The organism is Natronorubrum bangense, assembly GCF_004799645.1.
In the GTDB taxonomy this organism is placed as follows: Archaea; Halobacteriota; Halobacteria; order Halobacteriales; family Natrialbaceae; genus Natronorubrum; species Natronorubrum bangense.
The window spans coordinates 315,215-333,388 of the sequence record NZ_CP031305.1; the positions used below are offsets into that span (position 1 = coordinate 315,215).

Consider the following 18,174-nt stretch of genomic DNA (forward strand, 5'->3'; position numbering starts at 1 on the left):
GACGGCCAAACCACCATCCATGAGTCAGCAAACACAGGTCTACGGCCACCAGATCGGTGGCGAGTGTACTGATGGCGACGGAACCGAGACGTTCGCAAGCGAGAACCCGGCGACTGGCGAAGAGCTCGCACGTTTCCAGCGGGGCACCGAGTCAGACGTCGACGCCGCGCTCGCGGCCGCTGAGGACGCCGCCGAAGAGTGGCATTCCCTGTCGTACATCGATCGAGCGGAGTATCTCTGGGACATTTATCACGAACTGCGCGAGCGCACCGACGAACTCGGTGAGATCGTCACCAAAGAGTGTGGAAAGGAGATCAGTGAGGGGCGGGCCGACGTAATCGAGGCCTACCACATGGTCGAGTGGGCCGCTGCAAACGCCCGCCATCCACACGGGGATGTAATTCCGAGCGAAATCGCGAGCAAGGACGCGTACATGCGCCGCAAGCCCCGCGGCGTCGTCGGCTGTGTCACCCCGTGGAACTTCCCGGTCGCGATCCCGTTCTGGCATATGGCGGTCGCGCTGGTCGAGGGGAACACGGTCGTCTGGAAGCCCGCCGAGCAGACGCCGTGGTGTGGCCAGATCATCGCCGAGATGTTCGAAGATGCGGGAATTCCCGACGGCGTCTTCAACATGGTCCAGGGCTTCGGTGACGCCGGCGCGGCGATCACCGACGACGAACGCGTCGACACTGTCCTGTTTACTGGCTCGGCGGAGGTCGGCCACGAAATCGCAAGCAAGGTCGGTGGCGAACCCGGCAAACTCGCCGCCTGTGAGATGGGCGGCAAAAACGGGATCGTCATCACCGAAGATGCCGACCTCGACGTCGCCGTCCACTCCGCAGTCATGTCGAGTTTCAAGACGACTGGCCAGCGCTGTGTCTCGAGCGAGCGGCTAATCGTCCACGAAGACGTCTACGACGAGTTCAAAGAGCGATTTATCGAGGTCGCGGAGAACGTTTCCGTCGACGATCCGCTCGAGGAATCGACGTTCATGGGGCCGGCGATCGAGGCCGAACACGTCGAGAAAATCAGGCAACACAACGAACTCGCCCGCACGGAAGGCGCGGAGGTACTCGTCGATCGCGAGGAACTCGACGACAGCGAGATTCCCGACGGCCATGAGGACGGCCACTGGGTCGGCCCGTTCGTCTACGAACTCGACTACGATTCGGAGCTGCGCTGTCTCCAAGAGGAGTGTTTCGGCCCCCACGTCGCCCTGCTCGAGTATTCGGGTGACGTCGATCGCGCCCTCGAGATCCACAACGATACCGATTACGGGCTCGCCGGCGCGATCATCAGCGAGGACTACCGGAAGATTCACCAGTTCCGCGACGAGGCCGAGATCGGGCTGGCGTACGCGAACCTACCCTGCATCGGCGCGGAGGTTCACCTTCCGTTCGGCGGCGTGAAGAAGTCCGGGAACGGCTACCCGAGTGCCCGTGAAGTCATCGAAGCCGTCACCGAACGCACCGCGTTCACCCTCAACAACTCGAAGGATATCGAAATGGCACAGGGGCTCTCGGCGGACGTCACAACGTCGGACGACGACTGATCGGTCCGCTCTCCTTTTTTATGCTCGCCGATCGTTGATGGCCGTCCAGTCGCGTCACTCGCTCGACTGATACGGACTGTCGATCTCACCTGGCCCGGTCTACAGGACTGTGCGGTGAACACCACTGTCCAGGGGAAGCGACCGAACGTTAGAGGTCGATTCCGCCGTTGACGTCGATCACTTCGCCGGTGATGTAGCCGGATTCCTCGCTCGCGAGATAGCGAACGAGGCTGGCAATCTCGCTGACGCTGGCAAAGCGCTCGAGTGGAATCTCCTCGCGTAGGTCGTCCTGAATGCCATCCGGGATCGCTTCGACCATCTCCGTGCGCGTGAAGCCGGGGGCGATGCAGTTTGCTGTCGTGCCGGTGTCTGCTAACTCGAGGGCGAGCGAGCGGGTAAAGCCGAAGAGGCCGCTTTTGGCCGCGGCGTAGTTGGCCTGGCCGACGTTGCCCTGTTTGCCGATCACACTCGAGATGTTGATGATTCGCCCGTCATCGACGGCCTCGAGGTCGTCGTAGAACGCTTTCGTACAGTTGAACGTCCCGTGGAGTGAGACGTCGAAGACGCGGTGCCACTCCTCGGCGCTCATGTTGGCGAACGTACAGTCAGATGTGATCCCGGCGTTGTTGACGAGGACGTCGAGTGAGCCGAACTCGTCGTGAATCGCGTCGCTCATCGCGTCGACTGCGGCCCGATCGGTGACGTCGGCCTGAACTGGGTGGCCCGTGCCGTCGGTATCGCTGTCGGTAATCGTCTCGGCGACTGCCTGGGCGTCGGCTTCCGAAGAGCGGTAGTTGATAATGACGGTTGCGCCGTACCGGCCCAGTTCACGAGCGATACCGCGTCCGATGCCGCGTGAGGAACCGGTTACCAGACACGTTCGTCCCGCGAGCGGTTGTCGTGGTGGGAACTCGAGGTTGGCTGGCTTTGTAGTGGGTGCCGCCTTCATTGATGGCCCTCCAGTCGCGTCGGCCGGTCGTGGTGAGCGTTGTGGGTGAGCGGCGCTGTCTCCGCTGGTTCGACTGCGGACAGCCACGTGTCGACGGTGTACGTCTGTTCGTCGGCTGTCTGTGGCTGTTCCGTATACGGGACGACGCCACGGAGTGTCTCTTCGTCCGTGCCCTCCTCGGCGTCCTCGTAGATCGCCAGTGAGACGAACGGAACCCGCACTCGCTCGCGTGGCTCGTCACACTCGAGTCCAAGCGGCGCTTGCTGAACGTCCTGTCGGCGGAATGCTGGCTCGAGTGAGTGGCCATGCTGTGTCGCCCACTGTTCGAACGTGGCGACGAGTTCACTGCGTGTCACCGGGCGGTCGTCGGTCGCGGTGTCCATCCTGACTGCAGGATGGTCTGGCGGCCAGTGGGTGGTCTGATAGGTATCGATCTGTCCGGCCTCGGAGAGACGCTGGAGTCGTTCGACGACGTCGTTGATCGACTCGGAGACTGTCAGGGGGATATTTGAGCGGACGTAGCACTCGATCCGAACGCGAGAGTGTGTCTCGAGATCGACGGCCGGCGTCGTAGCTGCGTAGTTACTGACTGGCATACCCATCCTCCGTTCGCCGTGCGAGATTCTTCGAAACAAGCGACTCGAGAACGGACAGGAGTGTGAGCTTCGGGAGCGCTAAGAGCTGCTGAAGCTCAGTCACTGTGGCCTCCTCCAGCACGTGGAGCGACAGATAGACGAGTTTCGTCTGAGGTGACGCAAGCTCATCTGGGACCGCAAACTGTTGTGTGCTCGTGGACATCATCCATGGTGGATGCCAACGATTAATCATATAAATCTAATTGAGATATGCACACAACTAACACAGAACTGCCAGTGGGCTGTACGATCAAGCTGTGGTATTACTCGAGTATGCTGGTCGGTCTCACAGTCGCTTTACGCGCCCCTTACACTCCCAGACGAGCGGAAACCGGCCATTTCGATAGCGGACATAGCTGTCATTCTAAGATTCGACTGGCGATACTCGAGGCGTCGGTTCTGTGCCCGGTCCAGTGGATGGCGTGACGGGCGGTAACACCGTTCGTCGACGACGCTACATCCCCAGGTCGGCAGCGGCGGTTGGAATCGGGAGGTCATGCGGGGAGATGCCCAGCAGCTCTGCAGCGTGATCGAGTGCCATGTCGAACCCGTAGTAGCGCTCGAGTTCGTCGCCATCGGCGGTTGGACGCACTTTCAACATCGCATACCCGTCTCGATTCTGGGCGATTGCGGCGGTTGTGCCGACCCGGGCCGTTCCGTCGCCGGTCGCCTCGAACTCGAGGAGTCGTTCCGTTTCGGTTTCGTCGTAGGTTGCTTTGATGCCGTTTGCCTCGGCCGTTCGGTCGTCGGTCATGGCTGGAACTCACGGACCGACGACCGGGAAGCTATCGGTTCCGGCGAGCCACGAGCGCCGCGACGGGGTGCGCTCGACGAGAGGAATCGATACCGACTTCTCCGTTCCTCGTGAGGGTATGGCCGTGAGCCGGACGGAGCCATCGCAGACAGTACAGCTGATCGCGACGTTCCGCCAGACCCGTTCTGTCGCGATCCAGTGGATCGTCGTCTCCGTAATCGGCTTTTTTGGCTTCGCCTACGGGTTCGGGTACGTCCTCGCAGTGATCCGAAACACGACCCTCGAGCCGATCGTCATTTCGCCGTTCGCGCCGCCGGATGTCATCGTCTGGCTTGCAATTTCGGCTGGGCTAGTCGCGCTCGTCGTCGTTCCACACGAGCTGCTTCACGGCGTGTTCATGGCGTACTACGGCGGGAAGCCGGAGTACGGCGTCGGTGTTTCCCACTTTCTCTTGCCGTACGCCTACGCAGAGACGGAGCAGGCAGTCTACACCCGAAATCAGATGCTCGTCGCCCTGTTGGCACCGTTCATTGGCATTACGGCTGTCGGGCTCGCGATACTGGTCGTCTATCCGACTCCGCTATTGCTTATTCCACTGGCGGCCAACGCCGCCGGCTCGATCGGTGACCTCTGGATGGCTGCCGTGCTCTTGCAGTATCCCCCCGGCGTTCGTGTTGGTCCGCTCCCCGACAGCGACGTACAGGGGTTCGGAATCTACGGCGCGAGCGAACGCGATCACAGCCGTGTTCCGGGGCGGCGCGTCCTTTCAACGGTCGTATCTGGCGCGGTCGGGACGCTCGCGGTGTTGTCGATCGGGATCCTCGGCTGGGTGTTGGTGTCGCTCGCCGTCGGCTCGGGAACTGTCGTCATCGGCGATCCCGACAGTCACTGGCTTCTCGTCCGGCACGAACGTCACGCTCACGGTGACGTTCACCTCGAGATCGGTGCCACTCTCTTTTTCGGTGTCACGGCGCTTGGTGGGCTCATCTGGGCGCTCGGGATCGAGGGATATCGTGCACTCGTCCCAGCGGAGTCGTCGCCATGAGGAAGCCAAAACCGTAACGCTCGAGCCGTTCTCACCTCGAGTGAGTGTATGACCAAGTGGCTTCAAAGCGGTCGCCGCCGCGATATGTGCGTGCTGCTCGCCGGTGCAGACGGGGGCGAACTACGCGGCCAGCAACTCAAATCCCGTCTCGAGTCGCAGTACGACGACCATCTCGAGCCGAAGGCGTTCTACGGTTCGCTGTCGGCGCTGGTCGATGCAGGGTTCGTCGAGAAGCGAACGGTGGGGATTCACGACGTGTACACGCTCACGGACGGTGGCGAACGACGGCTGCGTGAGCACTACGAGTGGGTCTGGGAGTGTCTGCATCGAGATGGCAGCGCGCAGTGAACAGCGACCACTGGAACATCCCGCCGGGACCGCGGCGTTTTTCCGGGATGGGAACAAAGTGAAATCGAGTAGATGACCACGGGCCAGCCCGATTTCACAACTGACGCCGACCTGGAGTGGTGTTACGACGCGGTTCACGGCGTCTCGCGGACTTTCTCGATCACTATCGATCGGCTCGAGGAGCCGATGGCGAGACACATTTGTATCGGATACCTCCTCTGTCGTGTTGCTGACACGATCGAAGACGCGGGACACATCCCGCCGGATACACAGACCGAACTGCTGACGACGTACGACCAGTTGCTCGATCCGGAGTCGGAGCAGACCGTCTCGGCGTTCATGGACGATATCGAGCCATGGATTCCCGACGAGCGCTCCGAAGACTGGAACGTCGTCGCTGAGACACCCCGCGTGTTGCGGACGTTCGAATCGCTCGATGAGGAACCTCGCGAGATCATGCGCGAGCCTGTCCGCGAACTCGTCGACGGGATGGCGATGTTCACGGACCGCTACGCTGACGAAGGCGGATTGCGCCTGCAGACGCTCGAGGAACTCGAGGAGTACTGCTGGTACGCTGCGGGCACCGTCGGGACGCTCATCACAGGGCTGGTCGCCCGGGGAGCCTCCCAGAACCGTGCCGAGGAGATGCGAGAGAACGCCCGCTCGTTTGCGCTGCTGTTGCAACTGGTCAACATCGCCAAAGACGTCGAGTCGGATTACCACGACGAGAACAACGTCTATCTCCCAGCCGAATGGCTCGAGGCAGAGGACGTCGACGTTGAGCAGGTCACCGACGCGGACAACCACGGCGGCGTGACGAACGTCATCAAACGCGTCACCGGACGGGCTGAGACCTATCTCGACGACGCCCATCGCTATCTCGAGGTCGTCCCCGAGACCCACGGCAACCGACTGTCGGCGTGGGCGATCCCGTATCTGCTTGCGGTCGGGACGATGCGTGAACTCCGCGAGCGGCCTGAAGATGTCATCCGTGAGGGCGACGTCAAGGTCTCTCGGTCGGAAGTGTACGCCCTTCTCCAGACGTTCGAAGGGGACGTCTCGCGGTCGACGCTTGCCGACCTCCGCAAGGAGATGGCAGAGAAGCCGCTCCATCAGTGACACCGCGCTCAGGTGCTCGTTGCAGGTGGTTTTCATGTCGAGAACGTCGTCAGAACCTATAACAGCACGCCGTTCGACTACCCCTCATGTGTCGGGAAACGAAGCGTGAACCCGCGTGGGTGTCGGCGATCCGGCTGGCGTTCCTCCGGGGACAGGTCGACGTCGACGGCGTGATGGAGGAGGCAAACCTCCCCGCCGGGTACGAACGAACTGTCCGGGACGTTCTGTCGACGATGGCCGACCGGCGACTTCTCGAGCCCGCCGGCGAGACGGGCGAGCGATACGTTCCAGGTCCCGTCCTCATCGAATCCGATCGCTTTGAGTTGGATTACTCCAAGGCATCCGACGGCGGTGCCCATCGGTGGCACTCGAGCGGCTGAGACACTTCATAGCGCAAACTATGTATTGACTACGACTGTACACGTCAGTAATGGGTACGCTTACGGATACGAAAATTTCCTCGAAGAACCTGACAACAGTGCCGAAACCGGTCCGGAACTTTCTCGACGTCGGTGCCGGCGATCGAGTCGAATGGCACGTCGAAGACGGACAGATCGTCATCAAAAAACGCGACGCCGAGTAGCCTCGACGACGCGGTTGATTAGAGATCGTCGGGAACGTCGACGTCACGACGGACACCTGGGTCGTCGACCTCGATGAGCGCACTCGAGTCGCTCTCGAGGAAGAGTTCTCGACCCCCGATGTCGCCGTCGACGTCAGTGAGCGCGTCGAAAAAGCGCGCGTCGAACAGCACCGGGTTGCCACGGTCCCCATCGAACGCTGCGGCGAGCGCCTCGCCAGCGCCGGCGGCGTACGCCGCGACCACCGTCTCGATCGTCTGGGGTGCGACGAAGGGCATATCGCCAAGGGCGACGAGGACAGCATCGACGTCGCCGCAGTCGCAGACGGCCTCGATGCCGGTCCGGAGCGACGACGCCTGCCCGGTGTCGTAGGCCTCGTTGACGACTGTTTCGACCGGAACCCCCTCGAGTGCGTCCTGCACTCGATCGGTCTCGTGGCCGAGGACGACGACCACCGGGTCGACGCTGCTGTGGACGAGCGTTCGGGCGGCATGACGGACGATCGGCTCGCCCTCGAGCGTCGCTAGCAGTTTATTCTCACTTCCGTAGCGGCTGCTCGTGCCGGCGGCGAGCAGCACGCCAGCCACTGCCGGCTCGTTGCAGCCGTCGTCCGCGTGGCGCACGTCGTCGGCCTCGAGAAGTGGGGGATCGGCGGTCGCAGATCGGGCCGTGTCCTCGTTGGCGTCGTTTTCAGTCATCGTTCCAGCACGGGATACGGCACGACTCGGACCTGTTCGTCGGCGGTGACGCCGTCCGTCGTTATGACGATGCCGTCGGCCTGGCTCGCACGCGTACTCGAGGAGAGCACGCTCGGATCGAACGTCTCCTCGTAGACCGACAGCGGCGAGTCGACGTGACCGAGTGGCATCGCGACGCCGTCCTCGAGCGTGACGGGGATGCCGTAGGTGAAGCCGGCAGTCGAAATATCGACGTCACGAGCCATCTGCGCGGCGACGGTCGGCAGCGTCGTCTCGCCGGTAAAGAACGGGCGGGCGACGAGCGACGTCACCAGATGGGCACCGATTGGTTTGCCCGGAATGGCGAACGCAACGGCGTCGTGGTCGGGCAGTTCCGCGACGGCGATCGGTTTTCCCGGTCGGAGTCGCACTCGGTGGAACAGCACGTCGCCGAGGACATCGAGCGAGCGGATGACGTAGTCCTTGTCGCCGACGCTGGTACCGCCGGTCGTGATGACGACGTCGTACTCGTCGGCCAACTCGGCGATCCGTTCTTCGACCCGGTCGTCGATGTCGGGAACCGCCCCCTCGTACGTCGCCTCGTGACCCCACGAGCGCACGAGGCCGGCGAGCATCGGCGAGTCGAGGTCCCGATGGCGCCCCTCGTGGATCTCCGTCCCGGTTGCCAGCAGGCCAACCGAGAGCCGTTTGGTGACGGGAACCGTCTCGATTTCGAGATCGCCGAGCAACAGCGCGTCTTTTGCGCCGAGTCGATCACCCGCGTCGAACAGCGCCTCGCCCTCCGCGACGTTGCTCCCGCGCTCGTAGACGTAAGTCCCGGGCTCGAGGTCGGAGCCCGTGAGCTGACCGTTTTCGACCGTCGCCTCCTCGCGTTTGAGCACCGCGTTTGCCGACGGCGGCAGCGGCGAGCCGGTGGCGATCCGAACCGCCGTCCCGGCCTCGAGTGCGGCTGGCTCGTCTTCGGGAAACACTGGCGTCTCGACGACCTCGAGCGGATACTCGTCGGTCGCATCGAACGCAAAGCCGTCCATCGTCGCGTGGCTCTGGGCTGGGACGTCGATCGGGGCCGAAATCGGTTCGGCGAGGGTTCGCCCGGCGATCTCGTCGAGGGAGACCTGTTCCGTCTCGAGTCGTGACAACCACTCCGTTCGAAGCGCTAGAACGCGGTCGACGGCCGCGTCCACATCGATCAGATCGGCACCGTCGTGTGAGTCAATACCTGTCATTCTCAAATCCTATTTTTCAGATTTGATATGCTGAAAACACTAATGTTTATTTGTGTGGTATAGGAACGCATAGAGTGTGGTAAATAGTATGCACATAGTGCAGGGTTATAAAAGATGACGCCGATCGACACACAACGACCGCGGCCACGAAACGGGTGGGTATGATGGAGTTCAGTGGCGAATTCGAACTCGAGGACGTGCCACCGGAGAAAGCGTGGGTCGTGCTCTCGGACCCGATCGCTGTCCGAAACTCGCTGAAAGGGTGTCAGTACATCACACCGATGAACGACGACTTCGGTTTCGACGACTACGAACCCGAAGAAGACGTCGAGACACTTCCTGAAGCCGACCCGGAGGACGTCGCCGAGCGGGCGTTCAAAGAGGGCCAAGAGTATGCAGCGCTGATGCAAGTCGGCGTCGGCAGCGTCAAGCCCCGCTTCGAGACGTCGGTGACGATCGACGAACGCGACCACGACGACTTCATCATGACCGCGACTGGCAGCGGCACCGCAAGCGGGAGCAGTTTCAGCATGGAGTCGGGGATGCAGATCTACTCGCTCGAGGATAGCGAGGGCTCGCGCATCGAGTGGTGGACCGAAGCCGACATCTCGGGCCGGATCGCCCAGCTCGGTTCGCGGGTGATCGACCCCGTGGCCAACAAGATCGTGGGCAACTTTTTCAGTGATATCGAACAGCAGATGAGCGACGTCGAAGAGACGGATTCGGGCATCACGGACCGGATCCGTGGGATGTTATGAAACCGGCACAGTTCGAACAGCACGAACCCGAAACCGTCGAAGAGGCTGTCAGCTTGCTCGAGAGCCTAGACGACCGGGCGATCCTCTCCGGCGGGCAGAGTATGGTCCCGATGCTCCGGTTCCGGCTTGCGGTGCCGGAGACGATCATTGATATCAACCGCATCGAGAGCCTCGACTACCTCGAGGAGGACGACGGCTGGCTCACAATCGGCGCACTTGCCCGTCATGCCGATATCGAACACTCCGAGCTGATCGCCGAGCACTACGGCAGCTTCGCCGACACGGCACCGCTGGTGGCGGACCCACAGATCCGCAATCGGGGGACAGTCGCGGGCTCTATCGCACAGGCGGACCCGAAAGGCGACTGGGGCAGCGTCTTACTCGCCCACGAGGGTGAAATCGTCGCACACGGTCCTGACGGCGAGCGAGTCATTCCGGCCGACGAGTTCTTCCTGCTGCCGTACGATACGACCCTCGACGAGAACGAACTGCTCACTGAGCTTCGGGTACCGACACCCGCGCCTCGAGAGGGCAGCGCCTATCACAAGCTGAAACGGAAGGTGGGCGACTACGCGATGGCTGGCTCGGCTGCACGGCTCGTCCTCGACGACGACGGCCGAATCGAGCAGGCAGGCATCGGCCTCACCGCCGTCGACATCACGAACGTCCGGGCGACCGACGCCGAAGACCATCTCGAGGGCGAACGGCCGAGTAGCGAGCTGTTCAAACGCGCTGGCGAACTGGCGGCCGAACAGTCGAACCCCGAATCTGACGAACACGGCGACGTGGAATATAAAGAACGAATGGTAAATGTCCTCACCCAGCGCGCACTCGGCGACGCCGCCGAACGCGCCGGACTGGTCAAACGGAGGGTATCACAGTGACGAACACACGAGAGATTTCGCTGACGGTCAACGGCACTGAACACACGATCGACGTCGAACCGCGCCAGCTGCTCGTGCACGCGATCAGAGAGGAACTGGACATGACCGGTACGCACATCGGCTGTGACACTGGCAACTGCGGGGCCTGTACGGTCCTCAAAGACGGGGAACCGATCAAGTCCTGTCTCATGTTCGCAACGCAAGCCGACGGGAGCGAACTCATGACCGTCGAGGGGATGGAAGAACTCCCCGAAGCGCGCGGAGACTTGCATCCGCTCCAGGAGGGCTTTCGCGAGGAACACGGCCTGCAGTGTGGCTACTGTACGCCCGGCATGCTGATGGCCGGCAAGGCGTTGCTCGACGAGAACCCGGACCCGAGCGAGGAAGAAATCCGCGAAGCGATCAGCGGCAACCTCTGTCGGTGTACCGGCTACCAGAACATCGTTCGCTCGATCGAGTACGCCGCGGAGGAACTCGAGGAGGTCGCGGCTGCCGACGGCGGCACGACCGCGGCGTCGGGGACGGACACCAGCAGCGCCGACGCATTCGACGGCGAGTTCGACTGCGGCGTCGAGAACTGCTGTGGCGGCCCGACGACCGATCGCGACCACGACGCCGACACTGGCGGTGAGCACAGATGAGCAGTGATTCAGAGCGATTTGCAGAGGCAGAAGACGGCGGTCCGCAGCCGGAAAAACACTGCGGCCACGGCCGCGGCGGGATGGGTGAGGACGTCAAACGAAAGGAAGACCAGCGATTCATCACGGGGCGTGGCAACTACGTCGACGACATCAAGAAGCCGGGCATGCTTCACTGTGAGATCGTTCGCAGCCCACACGCCCACGCCCGTATCGAGAACATCGACAAGTCTCGAGCGCTGGACGTCGACGGCGTCGTCGCTGTCCTCACCGCGGACGACTTGCGCGAGTACGATCTCGCGACGATGCCGACGCTGATGGCCGACACCCAGGACGTCCTTGTCAACGACAAAGTCAAGTTCCAGTCCCAGGAGGTCGCCGCCGTCATCGCGACCGATCGGTACACGGCCAAAGACGGCGCACAGAAGGTCGTCGTCGACTACGACGTGCTCGAGCCGGTCGTCGACGCCGAGAAATCACTCGAGGACGACGCGCCGCTGATCAGAGACGACATCGAGGACAAAACGGACAACCACTGTCTCGACTGGGAGACGGGCGACGAGGAGGCCACTGCCGAGGCCTTCGAGGAGGCCGACGTCACCGTCAAAGAGGACATGCTCTACCAGCGACTGCACCCGGCCCCGATCGAGACCTGCGGTGCCGTCGGCGACTACGACCCCGGCAAGGACAAGCTGACGGTCCATATGACCTCGCAGGCACCCCACATCCACCGAACCCTGTTCGCGCAGGTGTCGGGCATCCCCGAACACAAGATCCGGATCGTCAGCCCGGACGTCGGGGGCGGCTTCGGCAACAAGGTGCCGATCTATCCCGGCTACGTCGTCGCTGCGGCGGCGTCGTACGTCTTAGAGCAGCCAGTCAAGTGGGTCGAAGAACGCTCGGAGAACATCCAGTCGACCGGCTTCGCCCGTGACTACGACATGACGGGCGAACTCGCCGCGACCGACGACGGCGAGATCCTGGCGGTTCGAACCGACGTGCTCGCGGACCACGGCGCGTACAACGCCGTCGCCCAGCCGTCGAAGTTCCCCGCCGGGTTCTTCAACATCTTCACGGGGTCGTACGATATCGACACGGCCTACGGCTCGCTGACTGCGGCCTACACCAACACCGCACCCGGTGGCGTCGCCTATCGGTGTTCGTTCCGTGTCACGGAGGCAGTGTACCTCATCGAACGGATGGTGAAAGTCCTCGCGGACGAGCTCGGGATGGACCCCGCCGAAATCCGCCGAAAGAACTTCATCCAGCCCGAGCAGTTCCCCTACGAGAGCACAACCGGGTGGAACTACGACTCGGGTGACTACGAGGCGGCACTGGACAAGGCCCTCGAGATGGCCGACTACGACCACTACCGCGAGGAACAACAGCGCCGAATCGACGAGGATGCCAACAAACTGCTCGGCATCGGCATCTCCTCGTTCACCGAAATCGTCGGAGCCGGCCCGGGCAAAACCTGTGACATCGCGGGTGTCGAGATGTTCGACTCCGCCGAGATCCGGGTCCACCCGACCGGCAACGCGACGGTCCGGGTCGGCGTCCAGACACAGGGCCAAGGTCACGAGACCACGTTCGCCCAGATCGTCGCCGAGGAACTCGGCATGAACGTCGAGGACATCACCGTCGAACACGGCGACACCGACACCGATCCGTACGGCCTTGGCACCTACGGCTCCCGGAGTACGCCCGTCGCCGGCGCGGCGGCCGCCGTCGCCTCACGCAAGGTTCGCGAGAAAGCGAAAGCCATCGCCGCGAACGAACTCGAGGCCGCCGAGGAAGACATCACCTGGGACCGCGAAAGCGGCGAGTTCCACGTCGCCGGCGCGCCCGACCGGTCGATCACGATCACCGAGATCGCCGCCGGTGCGTACATGAACAAGCCGGCCGGCGAGGATCCCGGCCTCGAGGCGGTCAACTACTACGATCCACCGGAAATGACGTATCCGTTCGGCTCCTACATCGTGATCGTGGAAGTCGACCGCGAAACCGGCGAGGTCGAGTTCGAGAAGTTCGTCGCCGTCGACGACTGCGGGAACCGCATCAACCCGATGATCATCGAGGGCCAGATCCACGGCGGACTCGCCCAGGGAATCGGGACGGCGATGCTAGAGCACGTCACCTTCGACGACAACGGCAACGTCACCGGCGGCGACTTCATGAACTACCTGCTGCCGACGTCGATGGAGATCCCAAACTTCGAGACGGGCCACACCGTGACGCCGTCGCCCCACCACCCGATTGGGGCGAAAGGGGTCGGCGAGTCACCGACAGTTGGCTCGCCGCCGGCGATCGTCAACGCCGTCGTCGACGCGATGAGCCACGCCGGAATCACCCACGTCGAGATGCCGATGACGCCCGACACCGTCTGGGAGAAACTCGACGAAGCGGGGCTCGCGGCCGACCCCGCCGACTACGTCTCCCTCGAGTTCGAGGACCAATCGAGCGACAGCACGGCCGACGACTGATCTCACCGTGCTCACCGACCACCCACCGACATGACACCAGACACCGCATCCGACGCCGATCTCGCAGCGCACGAGCAAGCGCTGCAAGCGCGTGAGGAACCGTACGCCTGGGCGACCGTCGTCCGCCGTGAGCCACCAGTGTCAGCCACCGTCGGCGATCGAGCGCTTGTGACTGCCGACGGTGAGTTGCACGGCTGGATCGGTGGTGTCTCCTGTGCGCAGTCGCGCGTGACCAGCGAGGCCCGGGCGGCCATCGCCGACGGCGAGCCACGACTGATCGGCATCGCCCCCGATCCCGATGTGATCGACCGCCCCGGCCTCGAGGCGTTCCCGATGCAGTGTCACAGTCAGGGCACCCTCGAGGTGTTCATCGATCCCGTGTGTCCGGCGACGCGGCTGCTCGTCGTGGGTGGGTCGCCGATCGCCCACTCGCTGGTCAGGCTGGCAAGCGAACTCGATATCGAGGTGGTGCTCGTCGATCCCGACGGAGCCGACGCCGATCTCCCGTCGGAAACGACCGTTTTGACGACGCTCGAGCCCGACGAGATCGCCGAAGCAGTCGGCAGCGGGCCGCTCGTCGCCATCGCCTCGATGGGCGAGTACGACGCCCACGGCGTCGTCGCCGGCATCCGCACTGGGGCACCGTACATCGGCCTCGTGGCCAGCGAGACGCGGGCCGCAGAGACCGTCGACCACGTTGCCGGTCTCCTCGAGGAAGCGCCGGACACCGTTCGCGACGCGGTCACAAGCCCGGCGGGGGTCGATATCTCGGCCTCGAGCGCGCCGGAGATCGCGACGAGCCTGCTCGCCGAACTGGTCGAGGTACGATCGACCACCAGTGGGGTGGCGGCCTCGAACGAGCTGGCCACCCACACGGATGCCAGCAACGCCAGCAATGCAGACACCGCCGAATCCAGCGAGTTGGCGACGGAGACAGCCTCGTGCTGTGGCGGCGGTGACGAACGCCCATCGACAACAGAACCCGAATCGAGCCATGAGTCGGCCGTCGACCCCGTCTGCGGGATGACGGTCGATCCGGACGAGGCACCGAGTATCACCCACCAGGGGACGACCTACTACTTCTGTTGTCACGGCTGTGCCGACGCCTTTCGAACCGATCCCGACGAGTATCTCGAGGGACCCACGACCGAAACAATGAACTCAGTATGACAGGGGAGACGCCGGAGCTCGCCGTCGAGGCGATCGACGAGGCGACGCTACGCGAGCGATTCGAGGCCCAACACTACGTCGCGGACGACCGCGTGGTCACGACCGTCCAGCTTGCGTTACAGCTCGGCCGGCCGCTGCTCGTCGAGGGCGAACCCGGCAGCGGGAAGACCGAACTGGGGAAGGTCCTTGCCGAAGGGTTTGAGACGGAACTGATCCGCCTCCAGTGTTATGAGGGGCTGACCGCCGAAAACGCCCTCTACGAGTGGAACTACACGAAACAGCTGCTTGCCGTCCAGTCGAACGAGGGGACGGTCACCGCCGGCTCCGACTCCGCGGACGCTGCGGGGACTCGGTCCGTCTTCGACGACGAGTATCTACTCGAGCGCCCGCTGTTGCGTGCCCTGACGGCTGGTGGCGATCGATCGCCGGTGTTGCTGATCGACGAGATCGACCGCGCCGACGAGGCGTTCGAGGCGTTCTTGCTCGAGTTGCTGTCGGAGTATCAGGTGTCGATTCCGGAGCTTGGGACGATCCGCGCGGAGAACCCGCCGATCGTCATCCTCACGTCGAACCGAACTCGCGGGCTCAGCGATGCGCTCAAGCGGCGCTGTCTCTATCTCCACGTCGAGCCGCCGTCGTTCGAGACGGAGTACGAGATCGTCTCACGCAAAGTTCCTGAACTCGATGCAGCGATCGCAGCCGAAGTCTGTGCCGTCGTCGAACGCCTCCGCGAGGAGTCGTTTCTCAAACGGCCGGGTGTCGCCGAAACGCTCGACTGGGCACGGGCGGTTGCGATGCTTCGAGCCGACGGCAGTGACGAGCCGTTGTCGACCGACGAGATCGAACGGACGATCGGCTGTCTGCTCAAGGAGGTCGAAGACGTCACCCGCGTCGACACCGCGCTGCTCGAACAGCTCCATGCGGCCGCAGCCGCGGCCGACGACCGACTCGATCCGAACGAGAGATGACGCCACGCGAGCCCCCTTCTGAGAACGCCACCGGATCCGATCGCGCTCGAGGCGACAGTAACAACGGCGACCGTGGCGCGCTCGACCAGCCGATGAGACTCCACACCGTTCCCGATTTCGAGGCTGCACGCACACACGTCCTGACGGAACTCGTGCGATTTACCGACGACCTCCGGCAGGCGGGCGTCGACGTACCGGCGACTGGCACGCTCGAGGGGGCACGAGCGCTCGCCGTCGTCGGCTTTGCCGACCGCGAGCCCGCTGCGGACGCACTGCGAGCGACGTTGCTCTCCGAGGCGGCCGACCGCGAGGCGTTCGACGAGGCGTTTCCACCCTTCTGGCACCGGCTCCGAACCGGGCTCGACCGCATCGCGACCTACGAGGGGACGGGCACACCGGACGACGACGAGTCGGAGCCGTCCGGCGCCGTCGCACTCGAGGGAGAGGCGTCCGAACTGCTCTCGGAGACGGAGCCGCCGTCGCTCGAGGACGACGACGGCGACGGCTCGGAGCGTGCCGAGGTTCGACTGCAGACCGGTCGACGCCACGCCACGGGCGAACGACCGGTCGACGACGATGGGGACGGCGACGCCGTGCGGCGGTACAGCGCCGTTGGAGGACGCGAACGCGTGGCAGCGACACCGGCGTCGCTGACGGACGCCGAACGTGACGCTATCGATCGGTTCGTGGACGCGCTGGCGACCGTCCCCGGCCGACGGACCCAACAGGCCACCGCCGGCGAACGAATCGACGCGCGACGAGCACTCCGGACGAGTCTCGGAACCGGGGGGACGCCGATGGACCTCCCGACTCGAGACCGCGCCCCGAGCGAGTTACACTGCTGTCTGCTGATCGACGTCAGCGGCTCCGTGCTGGATACGGTCGACCGCGACACGCTCCTTGCCGTCGCGGAACGGCTCCAGACCGTTGCCCGACGGAGTTCGGTCTTCCTGTTCGATACCGACCTCGTTGACGCGACCGAGCAGTTCGAGCGCGCTGGCGGTGATCCAGCCGCGGCCCTGCGCGCGGCCGAAATCTCGTGGGGCGGCGGCACGCAGATCGGCGGCGCGTTCGAAACACTGCGGCGCCAGCACCGCGACGCGGTGGATCGCCGGACTGTCGTCATCGTCATCAGCGACGGGCTCGATGTCGGCGAGCAGTCAGTGCTCGAGGAACAGATCACCTGGCTCGCCCGCCGGGCCGCGGCGGTGCTCTGGCTCAACCCGCTCGCCGTCGCGTCGACGTACGAGCCACGAACGCGGGGGATGGAGACGTGTCTGCCGTACGTCGACGGCCTCTTTGGCTTCGCGGAGCCGACCGATCTGGCCGAGATCGCCCGCCAACTCGAGCGCCGTGGACTCGACGGCCCGATCGGCTACGAGTACGATCCACGCCGGCAGCAGCCGGCCGAAACCACGCCTACAGCTGAGGAGGGCCACGAATGAGCGACTCGATTCTCCCTGCCGTCATCGACCGACTCCGTGACCGCGGAGCCACTGCTGGGGTGACGGTCGAGCAGATCACGATCGGACGATCGACGCTCATGGTCGAACTGGCCGGCGTGGATGGCGGTGCCGACGATGAGGGATGCGAGAAGCGACGGACCGCCGGCCTCGCCCACCGCCCGCCGGGGGACGCGCCGCCGACAGCCAACAGCGACCTCGAGACGCTGCTCGAGTGGACGACACAGCCGCCAGCCGACTCGCTACTGGAGCCGGCTGGCCAAACTCACCCGGAGTCCGAGGACACGGCACTCGAGGTCGCCATCGGTATCGCCACCGTCAACGCGCTGTCGGCCCCGTTCATCGAGTGGCAGACGGGCGATCCGATGGCGCTGCTTGACTCGCGCGTCGACACGATCGCGACTGTCGGGCTCTTTCGCCCCGCGTTTCGGAAGTTTTCCGACGTCGACGTGCGCGTGATCGAACGCAAGCCCATCGGCGACGTGTCGACGCCCGACAGCGTCACCGTCACGACCTACCGACCGGCCGATGCGGCCGCCGCGATGGCGGACGCCGAAGTGGTTTTCATAACTGGATCGACGCTCATCTACGGCGGCCTCGAGCGCTATCTCGAGACAGCCCCGGAGACGGCAACGGTCGTCCTGATCGGGGCGACTGCGTCCGTCCTTCCCGAGGCCGTGTTCGCAGCCGGCGTGACGGTCGTCGCCGGTGCGTCGGTCACCGATCCCGACCAGGTTCGCGACGCCATCCAGGCTAACGCGTGCGGAACTGAGTTACACGCGGCCGGCGTAGAGAAGGGATACACAGTGACTGACAGCCCCACTGGTCGGGGTCGGAGGCTGCACCTGTCACGCGCCGACTCACCGGACCGAGACGAACCGAGAGACGACCGACTGTGAGCAA

At 64.0% G+C, this 18,174-nt stretch carries 20 protein-coding genes; 14 read left to right on the forward strand and 6 right to left on the reverse strand.

From position 1 onward, the window contains the following. The first annotated feature begins 19 nt into the window (after positions 1-19). Positions 20-1,552, forward strand: a complete 1,533-nt coding sequence (locus DV706_RS01565) for an aldehyde dehydrogenase family protein (protein ID WP_006067984.1) — start codon at positions 20-22, stop codon at positions 1,550-1,552. A 148-nt stretch (positions 1,553-1,700) separates the two neighbouring features. Here the strand turns inward: DV706_RS01565 and fabG are convergent, their stop codons facing one another. From fabG to DV706_RS01585, 4 genes are all read right to left on the reverse strand, one after another. Then, positions 1,701-2,501, reverse strand: coding sequence for a 3-oxoacyl-ACP reductase FabG (gene fabG / locus DV706_RS01570; protein ID WP_006067985.1), 801 nt, complete (start codon positions 2,499-2,501; stop codon positions 1,701-1,703). Further along, positions 2,498-3,097 (reverse strand): HTH domain-containing protein, encoded by a 600-nt coding sequence (locus DV706_RS01575; protein ID WP_006067986.1) that lies wholly within the window; start codon positions 3,095-3,097, stop codon positions 2,498-2,500. Before DV706_RS01575 ends, fabG begins: the two co-directional genes overlap by 4 nt. Further along, positions 3,084-3,302 carry a hypothetical protein gene (locus DV706_RS01580; protein ID WP_049890004.1) on the reverse strand — a complete coding sequence of 73 codons (219 nt, stop codon included), beginning with the start codon at positions 3,300-3,302 and terminating at the stop codon, positions 3,084-3,086. The genes DV706_RS01575 and DV706_RS01580 overlap by 14 nt, the downstream gene beginning before the upstream one ends. Before the next feature lie 288 nt (positions 3,303-3,590). Continuing rightward, the gene (locus DV706_RS01585) at positions 3,591-3,890 is read right to left on the reverse strand and encodes a DUF7111 family protein (protein WP_006067988.1); all 300 of its coding nucleotides are present in this window, start codon (positions 3,888-3,890) and stop codon (positions 3,591-3,593) included. Between DV706_RS01585 and DV706_RS01590 the strand changes: the two genes are divergently transcribed. From DV706_RS01590 to DV706_RS01610, 5 genes are all read left to right on the forward strand, one after another. Next, the gene (locus tag DV706_RS01590; RefSeq protein WP_006067989.1) at positions 3,889-4,935 is read left to right on the forward strand and encodes a DUF3267 domain-containing protein; all 1,047 of its coding nucleotides are present in this window, start codon (positions 3,889-3,891) and stop codon (positions 4,933-4,935) included. The genes DV706_RS01585 and DV706_RS01590 overlap by 2 nt on opposite strands. A gap of 48 nt (positions 4,936-4,983) precedes the next feature. Next, positions 4,984-5,283: a PadR family transcriptional regulator gene (locus DV706_RS01595; RefSeq protein WP_049890005.1), complete on the forward strand. Its 300-nt coding sequence runs from the start codon at positions 4,984-4,986 to the stop codon at positions 5,281-5,283. 72 nt (positions 5,284-5,355) lie between these two features. Next, entirely contained in the window at positions 5,356-6,402 is a 1,047-nt protein-coding gene (locus DV706_RS01600) for a phytoene/squalene synthase family protein (protein WP_006067991.1), read from the forward strand. An 86-nt stretch (positions 6,403-6,488) separates the two neighbouring features. Further along, entirely contained in the window at positions 6,489-6,782 is a 294-nt protein-coding gene (locus DV706_RS01605) for a hypothetical protein (RefSeq protein WP_006067992.1), read from the forward strand. Positions 6,783-6,832: 50 nt separating this feature from the next. Then, positions 6,833-6,985, forward strand: a complete 153-nt coding sequence (locus tag DV706_RS01610; RefSeq protein WP_006067993.1) for an AbrB/MazE/SpoVT family DNA-binding domain-containing protein — start codon at positions 6,833-6,835, stop codon at positions 6,983-6,985. Between the two features lie 18 nt (positions 6,986-7,003). On the opposite strand, the gene DV706_RS01615 is transcribed toward DV706_RS01610, so the two are convergent. Continuing rightward, positions 7,004-7,681 (reverse strand): nucleotidyltransferase family protein, encoded by a 678-nt coding sequence (locus DV706_RS01615; protein WP_240756796.1) that lies wholly within the window; start codon positions 7,679-7,681, stop codon positions 7,004-7,006. After that, positions 7,678-8,907: a molybdopterin molybdotransferase MoeA gene (locus DV706_RS01620; protein ID WP_006067995.1), complete on the reverse strand. Its 1,230-nt coding sequence runs from the start codon at positions 8,905-8,907 to the stop codon at positions 7,678-7,680. The genes DV706_RS01615 and DV706_RS01620 overlap by 4 nt, the downstream gene beginning before the upstream one ends. A gap of 161 nt (positions 8,908-9,068) precedes the next feature. Here DV706_RS01620 and DV706_RS01625 point away from each other — a divergent pair, with 161 nt between their 5' ends. The 8 genes from DV706_RS01625 to DV706_RS01660 are packed head-to-tail and all read left to right on the forward strand — an operon-like array spanning position 9,069 to position 18,170. After that, a complete protein-coding gene (locus tag DV706_RS01625; RefSeq protein WP_006067996.1) occupies positions 9,069-9,665 on the forward strand; it encodes a CoxG family protein in 597 nt (198 codons plus the stop codon). After that, positions 9,662-10,549, forward strand: coding sequence for an FAD binding domain-containing protein (locus DV706_RS01630; protein ID WP_006067997.1), 888 nt, complete (start codon positions 9,662-9,664; stop codon positions 10,547-10,549). The genes DV706_RS01625 and DV706_RS01630 overlap by 4 nt, the downstream gene beginning before the upstream one ends. After that, positions 10,546-11,190 (forward strand): (2Fe-2S)-binding protein, encoded by a 645-nt coding sequence (locus DV706_RS01635; protein WP_006067998.1) that lies wholly within the window; start codon positions 10,546-10,548, stop codon positions 11,188-11,190. The genes DV706_RS01630 and DV706_RS01635 overlap by 4 nt, the downstream gene beginning before the upstream one ends. Further along, entirely contained in the window at positions 11,187-13,670 is a 2,484-nt protein-coding gene (locus DV706_RS01640; protein WP_136350766.1) for an aerobic carbon-monoxide dehydrogenase large subunit, read from the forward strand. Before DV706_RS01635 ends, DV706_RS01640 begins: the two co-directional genes overlap by 4 nt. A 30-nt stretch (positions 13,671-13,700) precedes the next feature. After that, on the forward strand, positions 13,701-14,840 hold the full coding sequence (locus DV706_RS01645; protein WP_006068000.1) for an XdhC family protein: 1,140 nt from the start codon (positions 13,701-13,703) through the stop codon (positions 14,838-14,840). Then, a complete protein-coding gene (locus DV706_RS01650; RefSeq protein WP_006068001.1) occupies positions 14,837-15,808 on the forward strand; it encodes an AAA family ATPase in 972 nt (323 codons plus the stop codon). The genes DV706_RS01645 and DV706_RS01650 overlap by 4 nt, the downstream gene beginning before the upstream one ends. Next, a complete protein-coding gene (locus tag DV706_RS01655) occupies positions 15,805-17,253 on the forward strand; it encodes a VWA domain-containing protein (protein WP_006068002.1) in 1,449 nt (482 codons plus the stop codon). The genes DV706_RS01650 and DV706_RS01655 overlap by 4 nt, the downstream gene beginning before the upstream one ends. Beyond that, on the forward strand, positions 17,250-18,170 hold the full coding sequence (locus DV706_RS01660) for a Rossmann-like domain-containing protein (protein WP_006068003.1): 921 nt from the start codon (positions 17,250-17,252) through the stop codon (positions 18,168-18,170). Before DV706_RS01655 ends, DV706_RS01660 begins: the two co-directional genes overlap by 4 nt. Positions 18,171-18,174 lie beyond the last annotated feature (4 nt).

Bases quoted from the DNA above. Each gene is read 5' to 3' on its own strand.
- DV706_RS01565 (WP_006067984.1), top strand. From the start codon at position 20: ATGAGTCAGCAAACACAGGTCTACGGCCACCAGATCGGTGGCGAGTGT.
- fabG (WP_006067985.1), bottom strand. From the start codon at position 2,501: ATGAAGGCGGCACCCACTACAAAGCCAGCCAACCTCGAGTTCCCACCA.
- DV706_RS01575 (WP_006067986.1), bottom strand. From the start codon at position 3,097: ATGCCAGTCAGTAACTACGCAGCTACGACGCCGGCCGTCGATCTCGAG.
- DV706_RS01580 (WP_049890004.1), bottom strand. From the start codon at position 3,302: ATGATGTCCACGAGCACACAACAGTTTGCGGTCCCAGATGAGCTTGCG.
- DV706_RS01590 (WP_006067989.1), top strand. From the start codon at position 3,889: ATGGCTGGAACTCACGGACCGACGACCGGGAAGCTATCGGTTCCGGCG.
- DV706_RS01585 (WP_006067988.1), bottom strand. From the start codon at position 3,890: ATGACCGACGACCGAACGGCCGAGGCAAACGGCATCAAAGCAACCTAC.
- DV706_RS01595 (WP_049890005.1), top strand. From the start codon at position 4,984: ATGACCAAGTGGCTTCAAAGCGGTCGCCGCCGCGATATGTGCGTGCTG.
- DV706_RS01600 (WP_006067991.1), top strand. From the start codon at position 5,356: ATGACCACGGGCCAGCCCGATTTCACAACTGACGCCGACCTGGAGTGG.
- DV706_RS01605 (WP_006067992.1), top strand. From the start codon at position 6,489: ATGTGTCGGGAAACGAAGCGTGAACCCGCGTGGGTGTCGGCGATCCGG.
- DV706_RS01610 (WP_006067993.1), top strand. From the start codon at position 6,833: ATGGGTACGCTTACGGATACGAAAATTTCCTCGAAGAACCTGACAACA.
- DV706_RS01615 (WP_240756796.1), bottom strand. From the start codon at position 7,681: ATGACTGAAAACGACGCCAACGAGGACACGGCCCGATCTGCGACCGCC.
- DV706_RS01620 (WP_006067995.1), bottom strand. From the start codon at position 8,907: ATGACAGGTATTGACTCACACGACGGTGCCGATCTGATCGATGTGGAC.
- DV706_RS01625 (WP_006067996.1), top strand. From the start codon at position 9,069: ATGATGGAGTTCAGTGGCGAATTCGAACTCGAGGACGTGCCACCGGAG.
- DV706_RS01630 (WP_006067997.1), top strand. From the start codon at position 9,662: ATGAAACCGGCACAGTTCGAACAGCACGAACCCGAAACCGTCGAAGAG.
- DV706_RS01640 (WP_136350766.1), top strand. From the start codon at position 11,187: ATGAGCAGTGATTCAGAGCGATTTGCAGAGGCAGAAGACGGCGGTCCG.
- DV706_RS01645 (WP_006068000.1), top strand. From the start codon at position 13,701: ATGACACCAGACACCGCATCCGACGCCGATCTCGCAGCGCACGAGCAA.
- DV706_RS01650 (WP_006068001.1), top strand. From the start codon at position 14,837: ATGACAGGGGAGACGCCGGAGCTCGCCGTCGAGGCGATCGACGAGGCG.
- DV706_RS01655 (WP_006068002.1), top strand. From the start codon at position 15,805: ATGACGCCACGCGAGCCCCCTTCTGAGAACGCCACCGGATCCGATCGC.
- DV706_RS01660 (WP_006068003.1), top strand. From the start codon at position 17,250: ATGAGCGACTCGATTCTCCCTGCCGTCATCGACCGACTCCGTGACCGC.